Genomic DNA, 13,278 nt, shown 5'->3' on the forward strand with positions numbered 1-13,278 from the left:
TCTTTTGTTGTTAAAATATAGACCGTGCTAGGCACTGACAAGCCATATTTTCGGTTTTGTCGAAAAATTTAAAAGGAGGATGTCTATTATGAACTTCAAAAAAGTCTTATTAGGCTCTATTGCGACTACCGCTGCTGTGGGGACGCTTTTTGCCAGTCAATTACAAGTTGCTGAAGCCGCAGCTTATGAAACACCTGTTGATGAAAATGGTAACGTGATTCTTGGAGGAGCTCCTGATGTCAATCCAGCTGACAAATCAGCAACACCAGGTGGATCCAACCAATTTAAACTTTCAGTAGATGAGAATGGTGTTCCAACTACTGTTTCAAATAATAAACAAGCTAAGTCTGTTGAACAGCTTAAAGAACAAAACCTAAACGAAGGCTTTAAGACCAAAGCTGAAGCAGAAGATGCAGCGAAGAAAGTCCTGAAAGAAGATAAAGTGAACAAGTCTTTCACTGTAACTCAAGGGGCAAATTCTAACTACTACTTCTCATTAAGCCCAAATGAACCTGCAAAGAAAGCAGACACTCAAGATAAGGAAGCTACTGTTGCTGAATTAAAAGAACAAAATGCGGGCGACGGCTTCAAGACTAAAGCTGAAGCAGAAGAAGCAGCTAAGACAGTGCTTAAAGACGATAAAGTGAACAAATCCTTCACTGTGTCTCAAGGCGCTAACTCTAACTACTACTTCTTATTGAGCCCAAATGAAGCCGAAGAAACCGTAGACACTCAAGACAAGCAAGCTACTGTTGATGAGCTAAAAGAACAAAATGCTGGTGATGGCTTCAAGACTAAGGCCGAAGCAGAAGATGCAGCTAAGACAGTGCTTGCGGAAGATAAAGTGAACAAATCCTTCACTGTATCTCAAGGAGCAAATTCTAACTACTACTTCTTATTGAGCCCAAATGAAGCTGAAGAGGTTGTCGAAGAAGACAAGGCAGATAATAAATCTGAAGATAAGCAAGAAAAGCCATCTGAAGATAAGAAAGATCATAAGTCTGCAAGCATTAAAGAGCTTGAAGAACAAAACTTAAATGACGGCTTCAAGACGAAAAAAGAAGCAGAAGATGCTGCGAAGAAAGTGCTTAAAGAAGATAAGATCAATAAATCTTTCACTGTTTCTCAAGGGGCAAATGATAACTACTATTACTTATTAAGCCCAAATGAAGCAGCAGCAGCTGGCCAATCAGGCAAGAAGACTGAAGGCAATCAAGCTAACACGTCCGAAGGCAAGAAATCTGAAGCTAAGCCATCAGAAGGTAAGGAAAATACCAAGGGCGAAGATAAAAAATCAGATAAGCAAGTTGCTGCTGACAAGAAGGTAGCCGCTAAGAAATCTGATGCAGTTAAAGCTAACGGTAAGAAAGAAGCTGCTAAGAAAGCTAAAACAACCTTACCTAAGACCGGTGCAGTTGCAAGTGCAGCCCCTGCTGTATTAGGTTTAGCCTTAGCTTCTGTTGGGACTGCTTTCGCATTCGGCAAGAAGAAAGAAGACAAATAAGTCTTTTAAACGAACCACTTTGAATAACATATGATCGTACGAGATAGGCAAGGGCTTTGGTCCTTGCCTTTTTTATGCAAGCATAGAGAAATAAATGACAAGGTGAAAGACCGTGTTAAATCAAGCTTTCAATCAAATGTGAATTTTCTGAGAAGATTTTTCTTTTGCCTAGAATAGACAATGGGGTATGATTTGAACTAGGCAAGGGCCACGGGTCGAGGCCTGGATTTGCCGAATAAATTTTATCTAAATGAGAGGAAGTCTAATCATGAACTTCAAAAAAGTGTTATTAACATCAGTTGCTACTACCGCTGCTGCCGGTGCACTCTTCGCTAACAGCTTACAAGTTGCTGAAGCTGCTCCAGCTTATACTGCTCCTGTTGACAAAGATGGTAACATCATTCTTGGTGGGGTTGCTGACAGTAACCCAACAGATTCTAACTCTGAAAAATCAGCTGTAAATGCAGAAACTTCTAACCAATTCACAAATACTGTCGATGCTGATGGTGTACCTACCAGCGTATCTGGCAAACCAGCAGTTGAACAAAAAGAAGAAGTTAAAGCTGACGATCCAAACTATTCACCATATGAATACGAAGCTGAAACAAAAGAAAAAGCCATCGAAATTGGCCAAGCTATGCTTAAACGTTCTGAATTAGAAGGAACTGCATTAGCTCAAGTGAACAACCATGTTGATGCTGTTCAAACTGCTTCAGGTAAATGGACTCCAACCTTCAGCTTCATTGAAAAAGCAGAAAAACCTGCTAAAGAAGACAAGAAGGCTGAAGATAAAAAAGAAGTTAAACCAGAAGCTAAAAAAGAAAGCAAAGAAGGCAAAAAAGCTGATGATAAGAAAGCTGTTAAACCTGCCGCTAAAACAGACGCTAAGAAAGCCGCTGACAAGAAAGTAGCTGCTAAGAAGACTGAAGCTGTTAAAGCGAACAACAAGAAAGAAGCTGCTAAGAAAGCTAAATCTACCTTACCTAAGACAGGTGCGATTGCAAGTGCAACTCCAGCAGTATTAGGCTTAGCTTTAGCAAGCGCTGGTACGGCTTTAGTATTCGGTAAGAAGAAAGAAGACAAATAAGTCTTTTAAACGACCCACTTTAAACAACATATGATCGTACGAGATAGGCAAGGGCTTTGGTCCTTGTCTTTTTTTCTGGGGAGGATTGGCAGGGGCTTTGTTAGTGCCTGGTGTTGGGCTTGCTTGGGGTAGTGTCTGTTGAAGGCCCTACTCGAAACGAGGCACTGCTTAACTTGCGAACGGCGGTACTATCCAAAAGCTGGCGGTTTCAGAAAATTCTCTTTCTATAAGGAAAACCAGCTAGTAAGGCAGTTCGTCTTACTAGCTGGTTGATTCATGATTTATAATGGTTGGGTGTTTGCAAGAGATTTTTTTGATTAAGGGCCCTTTACAGCTTGTAAGTCTGGAGGGGAATTGCTTTCGGAGACTCTGTGCGCAAATAGTGGGACTACAAGATAGCAGCATAAGGCTGAGTAAAGATTGCCAGGCCCCCGTCCTCACCCTCAGTCGGGTTCAGGCTAGCAGAAATAGCTCCTCTTCGCAAAGATCCGCCGAAGACTTTCAGTCTTCTCTGGCTCTTTGCTCCAGAGGTCTATTTCTCCCGCTAGCCTTCACACCCTTTTAGTCGGGTTCGCAAAGGCAGAAAGGGAGTGACTTCAGCAAAAGGGAACGACCGGCTGCTAGCCGCTCTTATCCCTTTTGCTTCCAGTCATCCCTTTCTGAACGCCTTTGCTCTCACCCTTTTATTTCTTGTATGGTATCGATGAACCCCTTGAAGAAGTCTTCGGAGGGGCCGTGGGCGTGGTGCCATTCGGGGTGGAATTGGACGCCGACTGCGAAGTGGTCGTCGTCTTTGGCTTCGATGGCTTCGACGACGCCGTCTGGGCTCCATGCGGTGGCTTGGAGGGCGTCGGCGACTTTTTTGACGCCTTGGTGGTGGTAGGAGTTGACCAGGTCGCCGTCGAAGTAGGACTGGCAGATCCAGGAGTTAGGTTTGACCTGGATGCTGTGGGTGGCGATATTGGTGGCGGATTTTTGCACGTGCTGGATGCGGACGTCGGGATTCTCGCTCAGGTCTTGGTAGAGGGAACCGCCGAGGCTGACGTTCATCAACTGCATGCCCCGGCAGACGCCTAGGATGGGGAGTTTGCGCTTCCAGGCGGAGTGGAAGACGGCCATTTCGAAGATGTCGCGCTCGTGGGAGATGTTTTGGAGCTTGAAGCCGGGTTCTTCGCCGTAGAGGTGGGGCGACAGGTCCTGGCCGCCCGTGAAGATGACAGCATCGACCAGGTCCAAGTAGTATTCAGTTTCCGCCTTATGGGTCAGGGGGAAGAAGATGGGCGTCCCACCGGCCTTGATCAGCCCCTTGGGGAAGCCCTCGTGTGTATAAAAAATCGGCAGGCCGGTGTAGTGTTCGTCATCACTCGTCAGCCGATTCATTGGAATGCCAATGATAGGTTTGGTCATTTGTCGTCATCCTTTCCAAATGAATAAACAGTTGTCGCTTATTATATGATTAAATGAGCCAAAATTCAAGCGATGCCGCTTTACCTGGAAATGGTTTTCGGTTAGAATTTGAAAGAAGAAGATTTTCGCTAAGAAGGGGGAATTTGACATGCGAGTGATTGCAGGCGAAATGGGGGGCCGGCGTCTCAAGGCGGTACCGGGCAAGAACACCCGTCCGACAACGGATAAGATCAAAGAATCCATGTTCAATCGTATTGGACCATATTTCGACGGGGGGATTGCCCTGGATTTCTACGCGGGCTCGGGCGCCCTTGGTATCGAGGCCCTATCACGGGGGATCGAAAAAGTCTATGCCTTCGAGAACAATCGCAAGGCCCAAGCGACCATCCAGGACAATGTCTCGACCCTGAAATTGGATGAGCGCTACCAGCTCCTGCGCGAGGACAACCGGCGTGGCTTGAAGAACTTGTTGGACCGTAACCCAGGCCTCCAGTTCGACCTGGTCCTCCTCGACCCACCTTATGAAGGCCAGCGCCTCCTGGAGATCCTCGAGAGCTTCCAGGACTTGGACTGCCTAGCAGCAGGCGCCGTCGTCCTCTGCGAACTAGGTAAGGAAGATGACCTCCCCGAAAGGATCGGCCAACTGGAACGCTGGCAGGACGTCACCATGGGCATCACGCGCTTGGTGACCTACCGGATGCCTTAGATTAGATCAATTGATTGACGAATAGCGAAGGTTGGGCCCTGTCCCAGCCTTTTTCTAATGGGCGCGAGTTGAGGAAGGAGGCAGCGCCTGACAATTTGCGAATACGAGTCTTGTGCGCAATTAGGAGCTGGCATCTCTCAAAAAAGGCCCATCTAAAAATTAAGTGAGGGACCTCGGCCCGAACCGCTAACCCTTTAACGACCAAGCTCGAAGCACAAGGCAAGAAATGCTTATTATTATATTTAAAACGGTTCATTATTGATTTTGAAATTTATATAAATAATTCTAGCGATTTAATTCGTGAGCAGGAGTGGAGCTCGAGTTTGATCGTTAGCCATGAAAAAGCAAGCTCCAGGGTGTGAAGGCTAGCGGGAGAAATAGACCTCTGGAGCAAAGAGCCAGAGAAGACGGCAAGTCTTCGGCGGATCTTTGTGAAGAGGAGCTATTTCTGCTAGCCTGAACCCGACTAGATGCGAATGATGGAGAGTTGGCGCAAGCCTTACTCTCCATTTGAGTCTCGTTAGGCGAGAGACCAAGGCTCGAGCCGGTGCCATGGCTCTATAACGATCAAACTCGAAGCGCAACGTATGCTCATCACCACAAGCTCTATTTAAAAATAAAGTTCTTTTAAAAAATTTAAATCACTTGATGAATTTCCGCCTCCCAGCGTTTATATATCTATGAGGTGATTAAGATGTGGAATCGTTGGAAGGATGTATCACTGGCAAATATGGTGCGCGACTATGGGCGCTACCTGCTAGGTGGCCTGGTCGGCATTTGCCTGGTGGGCTTTTTCCTGGGGCGTTTTTTGGCGGGCAATGAGGTGGCTGAAGTGGTGGAGGAAGTGCCAGTGGCGGAATCGGTCGAACTGGAGGCGGCCCAGGCAGCTTCTATCCCGGCTGAATCGAGTGCGGCGAGCTCACAGACGCCTGTCGAGGAAACCCTCTACGTGGATGTCAAGGGAGCGGTCAAAGAACCCAAGCTCTACCAGGTGGAAGCGGGCATGCGGGTCTACGATGCGGTCATGCTAGCGGGGGGCTTCTTACCCGAGGCGGCCCAGGACCAGGTCAACTTCGCCCAGCGCTTGGAGGACCAGATGTTGGTCTATATCCCTAGAGAAGGGGAGGAGGTCCCGGACCACTTGATGCTGGCTGGTCAGAAGCCAGGTGGCCAGGCAACTTCTGGGCAGGGAGACCCGGCATCTGGTGACAAGGTCAACCTGAACACGGCGGATAGTGCGGAACTCCAGACCCTGTCCGGTGTGGGGGAGAAGAAGGCGGCGGATATTATTGCCTACCGGGAGGCGAACGGCCCCTTCCAAACGGTGGATGACCTGTCCCAGGTATCTGGCATTGGGGAGAAGACCCTGGACAAGCTCCGCCCCCAGTTGACGGTGGACTAGGATGTTGGCTCGTTTAAAGACCTACCATATTGTCAGCTGGGCCCTCCTGGTTCTTCTGGCGGCCTGCCTGGTCTTGGCGCCATCCATTTGGTCCGGGGCAGGCCTTGCTCTCTTAGTGGTCCGACTGGCTTATTTAAAAGAGCCCCGCTTTTTTCGTTGGAGTCTGGTCTTAGTGGGCCTCTGCCTGGCTTATTTTAGCTGGGTGGGGGCTGGTCAGGCTTCCCAATTGGAGGCGGGGGACTTTGAGGGCGCCTTGGCCATGGACCTGGCGACCCTCCAGGTGGACGGCGACCAGCTGAAATTTCAAGCGGACCTTCTTTTGGAAGAGGGGGAAAGTGAGCAGGTCCAGGCCTTTTACCGGCTGGAATCAGCTGAAGAAAAGGCGGCCTTTGACGGCTTGGACCAGGCCTTGACTTGGCAGGTCAGCGGTGCGCTCGAGCGTCCCCAGCCCAACCGCAACCGCTATCTCTTCAACTACCGGGCTTATCTTGAGCGCCAGGGGATCTGCTTTGTCTTGGACCTGGAAGGCATGCGACCGCTGGCTGTCCAAGGGGGCTGGCGGCCCCGTCTGGCAGAGGCTCAGGTCGCCATCCGCCAGCAGCTCGCTCGCTTGGCAGATGGCCAAGTTCGGGCCTATGTCCTGGCCCTCTTCTTCAATGACAGCCAGTGGATCGACCCGGAAGCCATGGATGCCTACCAGACCATTGGCATGATCCATCTCTTTTCCTTGAGTGGCTTCCATGTCAATTTCCTGCTCAAGCACTGTCGCTACCTCTACCTGCGCCTGGGTGGTCTCTTGGATTACTTTGACGGCCTGGCCTTGGTCCTCCTCTTGGTCTATGGAACCCTCCTCGCCTGGCCCTTTGGCATGGTCCGGGCGGTGGGCGTCTACCTCTACCGGGTCCTCTGCGGCTATCTGGGCCGCCCACCTTCTAGTCTGGAGGGGACGGCTTGGACCATGATGGCTTTACTTTTCCTGCAACCCTTTGCGCTTTTCTCCCTGGGCTTCCAGCTCTCCTTTGCCCTGGCGACGGCCCTCCTTGTCCTGGATGGGGGCATCCGCCGTTTGACCAGTCGGCCTCTGGGGAGGGAACTGGTCCGGTCTCTGGCCTGTGCCCTGGTCAGCCTGCCCTTTCTTTTGGCCCAGCACCACTTCTTTTCCTGGCTGTCCCTCCTGGTCAATTATTTTTACAGCCTGCTTTTTTCCTCCTTCCTCATCCCGGTCCTCCTTGGCCTCCTGGTCCTCCACGCCCTGGGCCTAGCCAATCATTTGCCCCTTTTCCAGGCCCTCTTAGGCAGGGGACTCTTGGTCCTAGAAAAGATTTCCTCGGCTTTGAGCCAGTGGCAGGGCTTGACCTGGGTGACCGGTCACTTGCCGGCCTGGTTGTTTGTGGTCTACGGCCTGGCCTTGCTTGCTTTTTTCGCCAGTCTCCAAGCGGGCCACTGGGGACGGAAAGCTTGGCTGCCTCTGCTCAGTCTGCTGGCTTTGATTTACTGCTGGCCCAATCTGCAGTGGACGGGCCAGGTGTCGGCCCTAGCGATCGGCCAGGGGGACTGCCTACTCGTCCGCCTGCCCTTTAACCAGGGCAATTACCTGATCGATGCGGGGAGCCAGCCTAACTTTTTTGACCGCGAGCCCTGGCAGGTCCGCCGGCAGAGCTCGACGGTGGCTAGCCGGGAGATTCTGCCGGCGCTCCGAGCGGAAGGGGTCCGCCATTTGGACGGAATCTTTATCAGCCATTCCGACTATGACCATTATGGCTCTTTGGCGGAGATCTGTGAGAACTTGCCGGTGGACACCCTCTACCTGCCGATTGGTCTGGCCCAGGATGAAGCGGTCTTGGCTGACTGGCGGGGCCTGACCCGGCAAGGCTGGCACTGGCTCAAGACCGGGGACCGTCTCCATTTGGGGCGGCGGGCTGTTTTTGACATCATCCAACCAGACCGCCTGGGAGAGGGCGCCAATGAAGATTCCCTGGTCATCTGGGCCGAGCTCTACGGCCATTCCTTCCTCTTTACCGGGGATACGGAGGGCCAGGCGGAAGCGGTCATGGGCCAGCGGGTCAGGGGAAGGGATCTCGATTACCTCAAAGTGGCCCATCACGGCTCGGACCATTCCTCGCCGCCTGAACTCCTCGCCCAGCTCAGGCCCCGGCATGCCGTCATCTCAGTGGGCAAGAAGAACCGCTACGGCCACCCCAGTCCCCGGGTCCTCGCTGACCTGGAGGCAGTGGGCGCCCAGGTCTGGCGGACGGACCAAATGGGAGCTATCCACTATATTTTTAGCCCCAAATCCGCTACAATAGAAAGGACGATTCAATTGGAAGAAGGGGAGTAAAGCGTGGAAATTCAAAAACAGCTGCAAAAGATCAAGGCGGGCAAGTGGGACCCGGTCTACCTCCTGCTGGGCCAGGAGACCTATTTGGTGGACCGCTTTCAGGAGACCCTGGTCGAATCGGTCCTGGCTGGGGAGGTCAATGCCTTTAACTTTGCCCACTTCGACCTCCAAGAGCAGAGCCTATCGGATGCCATGTTGGAAGCCAATACCATTTCTTTTTTCCAAGAGACGCGGATTATCTGGCTCAGCCATCCCAGCTTTTTGACCGGGGACAAGGGCAAGGGGGCCATCAAGCAGGATCCGGACGAGCTCCTGGCCTACCTGGATAACCCGGCTGAGGAAGTGGTCCTGGTGATCGAAGCCCCCTATGAGAAACTCGATAACCGGAAGAAAGTGGTCAAGCAATTGAAAAAAACGGCCAGCCTGGTGGACGTGGGCGAGATGAAGCCTGACCAGGTGGCCCGCTACCTGGAAGGCTATGTCTCCCAACTGGACCAGGCTATGGACCGGGAGGCAGTCAAGCTCTTCCTCGAGCGGACCAATTACAAGCTGAGCCGGACCATGGACGAAATGGCCAAGCTCCAGCTCTTCACGGCGGACGCCGACCGGATCACCGCCCAGGATGTCCGCCTCCTGGTTGAGCCCTCCATTGATGACGATATCTTCCACCTGACCGACTACCTGATGCGCGCCCAGGCGGACCCCGCGCTCAGCCTCTACCGCCAGCTGATCGCGGACAAGCAATCGCCCATCGCCATCCTGGCCCTCCTTCTCTCCAACTTCCGCCTCTACTGCCAGATCAACCAATTCCAGCGCATGGGCTACGACCAGGGCTCCATGGCCAAGGCCCTGTCCGCCCACCCCTACCGGATCAAGATGGCCAGCAAACAAGCCAGCGCCTATCCCGGCGAGCGCCTAGTCCAAGCCTACCTAGCCCTCGTCGACCTGGACTTCCGGATCAAAACCGGCCGCGTCGACCAAAACTTAGGCATCGAATGGTTCATCCTGAAATTCTGTGGCTAAAAAAGCACCGCGCGAAGCCTTCCTACTTAGCGAGGAAGTTCGCGCGGTGCTTGATTGTGTATAGGGTGGGAAGATGGGAATCGGGAAGGCGTCCCTAAGCAGGCATCCTAGAAATTAAGGTAAACTGACATCGCTTGAACAATTATTGCTGTCCCCACCGTCAATCTCATAGTAAAGATAGTCATCCAAATCTTCATAAGCGTAGGATTGGTCAATCCCTTTCAAATAAACTAAACGATCAGCCACTTTATCCGTCAGAGCTTTTTCTAAAAGCATCTTCAAAAGGTTATTATTGCTCGGACTTAACGCCATAGCGGATAAGTAATCTCTTTTGTTGATGCGCGACCAATCAATACAAAGCAATAAATTGTCTCTTAGCATTTGATCCAACCATATCCGAGTAGACCGTCCATTGCCTTCTCTAAAAGGGTGGACAACGTTCATTTCCGTGTATTTATCAATAATCGCATCAAAATTATTTTCGGGCATGGCTTCGACAGCCTGAATAGCAGCCTCTAAATAGAGAACACTCGCAAAACGAAAATTTCCCTTAGAAAGGTTTACCTGCCTGATTTTGCCTGGATGAACTTCTGGAAAGTCTTGGAACAAATAGGCATGAATAGCTGCCAAAGATTTAAAGGTCCCAACTTCAAATTTATCGATTAGATTGAGATCCCAAAGCTCATGGGCTCGACGTTTTGTTTGGTACTCTTCATTCTTCATCTATTCCCTCCCTAATCACTTTTTTTCAAGTTAAGTATAACATGTGGTCAACTCCTAGGAAAAACGACAAACTTGCCTGGGTGTTAAAGTTGGACGCACTTATCCGTTGGCAAGTGGGTAGCACCTAACAATACATAGTTGAACCCCTATTTTTTAAAGAAATCATTTCATACTTTTCCGTTGGTGATTAAAGAATGGATTTTATAACAGGTCGTTTTGAGCAAAAGCGGAGCGCATGCTCACTAGAACTTATATCAATTAACAAATATCTTACCATTTACTTATGAGCAGGAGTGGAGCGTTGATGTTGGCCGTTAGCCACGTAAAAGCAAGCGAAGCGAATTACGGATCGTAGGCGATAGCCGTACGATCCGTTTGAGTCTCGCTAGGTGAGGGACCTTGGCCCGAACCGGTGCCGTGGCTGTATAACGGACAAAAATCAACGCAGAACGGATGCTCACCAACGCAATATTGCAAGAAAAAACTAGCTCATCCCATTCGATCAGCTAGTTTTTTCAATAATTATTTGTTTAATTTTTTAGCGAGACGTGATTTTTCACGAGCTGCTTTGTTGCTGTGAATTAAGTTCTTGCCAGCTGCTTGGTCAAGTTCTTTTGAAGCTTGAACGAATAAGTCTTGGGCGTTGTCGGCACCAGCTTCAGCAGCTTGTTCGAATTTCTTCATCGCTGTACGCATCTTGCTTAATTTTTTACCGTTTTGAGCAGTACGTTTTTCTTCTTGGCGTACACGCTTGATTGCTGATTGAATTTGTGGCATGAGAGCACCTCTTTCTGTGATAGATTTCAAGTGATGAGTCACTAACAGAAATATTATATCGAATATTTTCACCAGATGCAAGGGGAAAAGAAATTTATCCCAATCCGCAAACTAGCCCCTAGCTAGCTAAAATGATAGAATAGGGGGGAATGGAGTGGATCGTGACATGGAGAATGAAACAGTAATATCAAATCAAAAATTCGACCTGGTGGCGCCCTATGAACCGAATGGGGACCAGCCAGAAGCTATCAAGGAATTAGTGGCCGGGGTGGAAGCTGGCGACCAGGCCCAGGTACTCCTCGGAGGGACCGGGACGGGGAAGACCTTCACCATGGCCAATGTGATTGCCCAGACCAACCGGCCGACCCTAGTTTTGGCCCACAATAAGACCTTGGCGGGCCAGCTCTACGGCGAGTTGAAGGAATTCTTCCCCAACAACGCGGTGGAATATTTTGTTTCTTACTATGACTACTATCAGCCGGAAGCCTATGTGCCGTCGAGCGATTCCTATATCGAAAAGTCGGCCTCGGTCAACGATGAGATCGACAAGCTCCGCCACTCGGCAACCTCAGCCTTGTTGGAACGGCGCGATGTGGTGATTGTGGCTTCGGTTTCTTGTATTTATGGTTTGGTCAACCCCGAAGAGTACCGGGACCATGTGCTCTCTATCCGGGAAGGCCAGGAGATCGACCGCAATGATTTTATGCGCCGCCTGGTGGATATGCAGTTTGAGCGCAATGATTTTGACTTCCAGCGGGGGACCTTCCGGGTGCGCGGGGACGTGGTGGAGGTCTTCCTGGCCTCCCGCGATTCTTCGGCCATCCGGGTGGAATTCTTTGGCGATGAAATCGACCGGATCCGCGAGGTGGATGTTTTGACAGGCGAAGTGAAGAATGATGTCAAGCACTATCCGATTTTCCCGGCGACGCACTTTGTGGCCAACCGGGAACAGATTCTGCGGGCGGTGCAGACCATTGAAGCGGAATTGGAAGACCGGCTCAAGGAATTGGAAGCGGACAATAAGCTCTTGGAGGCCCAGCGCTTGGAGCAGCGGACCCGCTATGATATTGAGATGCTCCTGGAAATGGGCTATTGTAACGGGATTGAGAACTATTCGCGCCACATGGACGGCCGGCAGCCGGGCGAGGCGCCCTATACCTTGCTGGACTTCTTCCCGGACGATTGGTTGCTCATGGTGGACGAGTCCCACATGACCATGCCCCAGGTGCGCGGGATGTACAATGGGGACCGGGCCCGCAAGCAGCAGTTGATCGATTATGGCTTCCGCCTGCCCAGTGCCCTCGATAACCGGCCGCTCAAGCTGGAAGAATTCGAGAAGCGGGTTAACCAGGCCATCTATGTGTCCGCCACACCGGGTGACTATGAGGTGGACCTGGCGGATGGCGAAGTGGTTGAACAGATCATCCGACCCACCGGCCTCCTCGATCCCCAAGTGGAAGTTCGTCCCATCAAGGGGCAGATTGACGATTTGGTCAGCGAGATCAACGAACGGGTCGAGAGAGAGGAGCGCGTCTTTATCACGACCTTGACCAAGCAGATGTCCGAAGACCTAACCGATTATTTAGAAGAGATCGGCATCCGGGTCAAGTACCTCCACTCGGATATCAAGACCCTGGAGCGGACCGAGATTATCCGCGACCTGCGCCTGGGCGTCTTCGATGTCCTCGTCGGGATCAACCTCCTGCGTGAGGGGATCGACGTGCCGGAAGTCTCCCTGGTGGCCATCTTGGACGCGGACAAGGAAGGCTTCCTGCGCAACGAACGGTCGCTCATCCAGACCATCGGCCGGGCCGCGCGGAACAGCTCGGGTCACGTGATCATGTACGCCGACCACATCACTGGGTCCATGCGTTATGCCATGGATGAAACAGCCCGCCGGCGGAAAATCCAGCAGGCCTATAACAAGGAACACGGGATCACCCCGCAAACCATCAAGAAGGACATCCACGATTCCATCCGCATCACCACCGATGTCAACCTGGCCGAAGAATCCGAATCCCTCACCGAAAGCATCCGCGCCCTCAAGCGCAACGACAAAGAAGAGGCCCTCCACAACCTGGAAATGGAAATGCGCCAGGCCGCCAAGGACCTCGAATTCGAACGCGCCGCCGAACTGCGTGATGTTTTGATGGAATTGAAAGCGGAGTTTAAGATAAAATAAGGGTGTGAGGGAGCGCGGTTAGAAGTGGACCTCTGGAGCAAAAGACCGAAGAAGTCTGAAAGACTTCGAAGGGATTTTGTGAAGAGGAGCCACTTCTGCGCGACCGAACCCGACTAGATAAGGGTATGA

The 13,278-nt window shown here is 51.3% G+C and carries 10 protein-coding genes; 7 read left to right on the forward strand and 3 right to left on the reverse strand.

Annotated features, from left to right (window positions below; all coding sequences use genetic code 11):
* The first annotated feature begins 88 nt into the window (after nt 1–88).
* Together F6I03_RS05545 and F6I03_RS05550 are read left to right on the forward strand one after the other, a co-directional pair.
* On the forward strand, nt 89–1,504 hold the full coding sequence (locus F6I03_RS05545; protein WP_191622027.1) for a DUF5633 domain-containing protein: 1,416 nt from the start codon (nt 89–91) through the stop codon (nt 1,502–1,504).
* A 268-nt stretch (nt 1,505–1,772) separates the two neighbouring features.
* Nucleotides 1,773–2,591: an LPXTG cell wall anchor domain-containing protein gene (locus F6I03_RS05550; RefSeq protein WP_070430542.1), complete on the forward strand. Its 819-nt coding sequence runs from the start codon at nt 1,773–1,775 to the stop codon at nt 2,589–2,591.
* Between the two features lie 675 nt (nt 2,592–3,266).
* Here F6I03_RS05550 and F6I03_RS05555 read toward each other — a convergent pair.
* Nucleotides 3,267–3,998, reverse strand: a complete 732-nt coding sequence (locus tag F6I03_RS05555) for a gamma-glutamyl-gamma-aminobutyrate hydrolase family protein (RefSeq protein WP_150983084.1) — start codon at nt 3,996–3,998, stop codon at nt 3,267–3,269.
* 121 nt (nt 3,999–4,119) lie between these two features.
* Here F6I03_RS05555 and rsmD point away from each other — a divergent pair, with 121 nt between their 5' ends.
* From rsmD to holA, 4 genes are all read left to right on the forward strand, one after another.
* Nucleotides 4,120–4,704, forward strand: coding sequence for a 16S rRNA (guanine(966)-N(2))-methyltransferase RsmD (gene rsmD, locus F6I03_RS05560; protein WP_256365962.1), 585 nt, complete (start codon nt 4,120–4,122; stop codon nt 4,702–4,704).
* Between the two features lie 694 nt (nt 4,705–5,398).
* Complete coding sequence (locus F6I03_RS05565; RefSeq protein ID WP_083290523.1) at nt 5,399–6,106, forward strand: helix-hairpin-helix domain-containing protein; 708 nt, start codon at nt 5,399–5,401, stop codon at nt 6,104–6,106.
* Between the two features lies 1 nt (nt 6,107).
* Nucleotides 6,108–8,444 carry a DNA internalization-related competence protein ComEC/Rec2 gene (locus F6I03_RS05570; protein WP_083290522.1) on the forward strand — a complete coding sequence of 779 codons (2,337 nt, stop codon included), beginning with the start codon at nt 6,108–6,110 and terminating at the stop codon, nt 8,442–8,444.
* 3 nt (nt 8,445–8,447) lie between these two features.
* On the forward strand, nt 8,448–9,467 hold the full coding sequence (gene holA / locus F6I03_RS05575) for a DNA polymerase III subunit delta (protein ID WP_070430538.1): 1,020 nt from the start codon (nt 8,448–8,450) through the stop codon (nt 9,465–9,467).
* A 114-nt stretch (nt 9,468–9,581) separates the two neighbouring features.
* On the opposite strand, the gene fic is transcribed toward holA, so the two are convergent.
* Nucleotides 9,582–10,190, reverse strand: a complete 609-nt coding sequence (gene fic / locus F6I03_RS05580; protein WP_070430537.1) for a protein adenylyltransferase Fic — start codon at nt 10,188–10,190, stop codon at nt 9,582–9,584.
* Nucleotides 10,191–10,712: 522 nt separating this feature from the next.
* Nucleotides 10,713–10,967, reverse strand: a complete 255-nt coding sequence (gene rpsT / locus F6I03_RS05585) for a 30S ribosomal protein S20 (protein ID WP_070430536.1) — start codon at nt 10,965–10,967, stop codon at nt 10,713–10,715.
* 166 nt (nt 10,968–11,133) lie between these two features.
* On the opposite strand from rpsT, the gene uvrB reads away from it, so the two are divergent.
* The gene (gene uvrB, locus F6I03_RS05590; RefSeq protein WP_070430554.1) at nt 11,134–13,149 is read left to right on the forward strand and encodes an excinuclease ABC subunit UvrB; all 2,016 of its coding nucleotides are present in this window, start codon (nt 11,134–11,136) and stop codon (nt 13,147–13,149) included.
* Nucleotides 13,150–13,278: the final 129 nt, after the last annotated feature.

Origin of the sequence: Aerococcus sanguinicola (assembly GCF_008726925.1) — a bacterium.
Taxonomy (GTDB): Bacteria; Bacillota; Bacilli; order Lactobacillales; family Aerococcaceae; genus Aerococcus.

Excerpts from the sequence above, each read along its gene's own strand:
- F6I03_RS05570 (WP_083290522.1), top strand. The coding sequence starts at position 6,108 with ATGTTGGCTCGTTTAAAGACCTACCATATTGTCAGCTGGGCCCTCCTG.
- F6I03_RS05565 (WP_083290523.1), top strand. The coding sequence starts at position 5,399 with ATGTGGAATCGTTGGAAGGATGTATCACTGGCAAATATGGTGCGCGAC.
- rpsT (WP_070430536.1), bottom strand. The coding sequence starts at position 10,967 with ATGCCACAAATTCAATCAGCAATCAAGCGTGTACGCCAAGAAGAAAAA.
- F6I03_RS05545 (WP_191622027.1), top strand. The coding sequence starts at position 89 with ATGAACTTCAAAAAAGTCTTATTAGGCTCTATTGCGACTACCGCTGCT.
- uvrB (WP_070430554.1), top strand. The coding sequence starts at position 11,134 with ATGGAGAATGAAACAGTAATATCAAATCAAAAATTCGACCTGGTGGCG.
- F6I03_RS05555 (WP_150983084.1), bottom strand. The coding sequence starts at position 3,998 with ATGACCAAACCTATCATTGGCATTCCAATGAATCGGCTGACGAGTGAT.
- fic (WP_070430537.1), bottom strand. The coding sequence starts at position 10,190 with ATGAAGAATGAAGAGTACCAAACAAAACGTCGAGCCCATGAGCTTTGG.
- F6I03_RS05550 (WP_070430542.1), top strand. The coding sequence starts at position 1,773 with ATGAACTTCAAAAAAGTGTTATTAACATCAGTTGCTACTACCGCTGCT.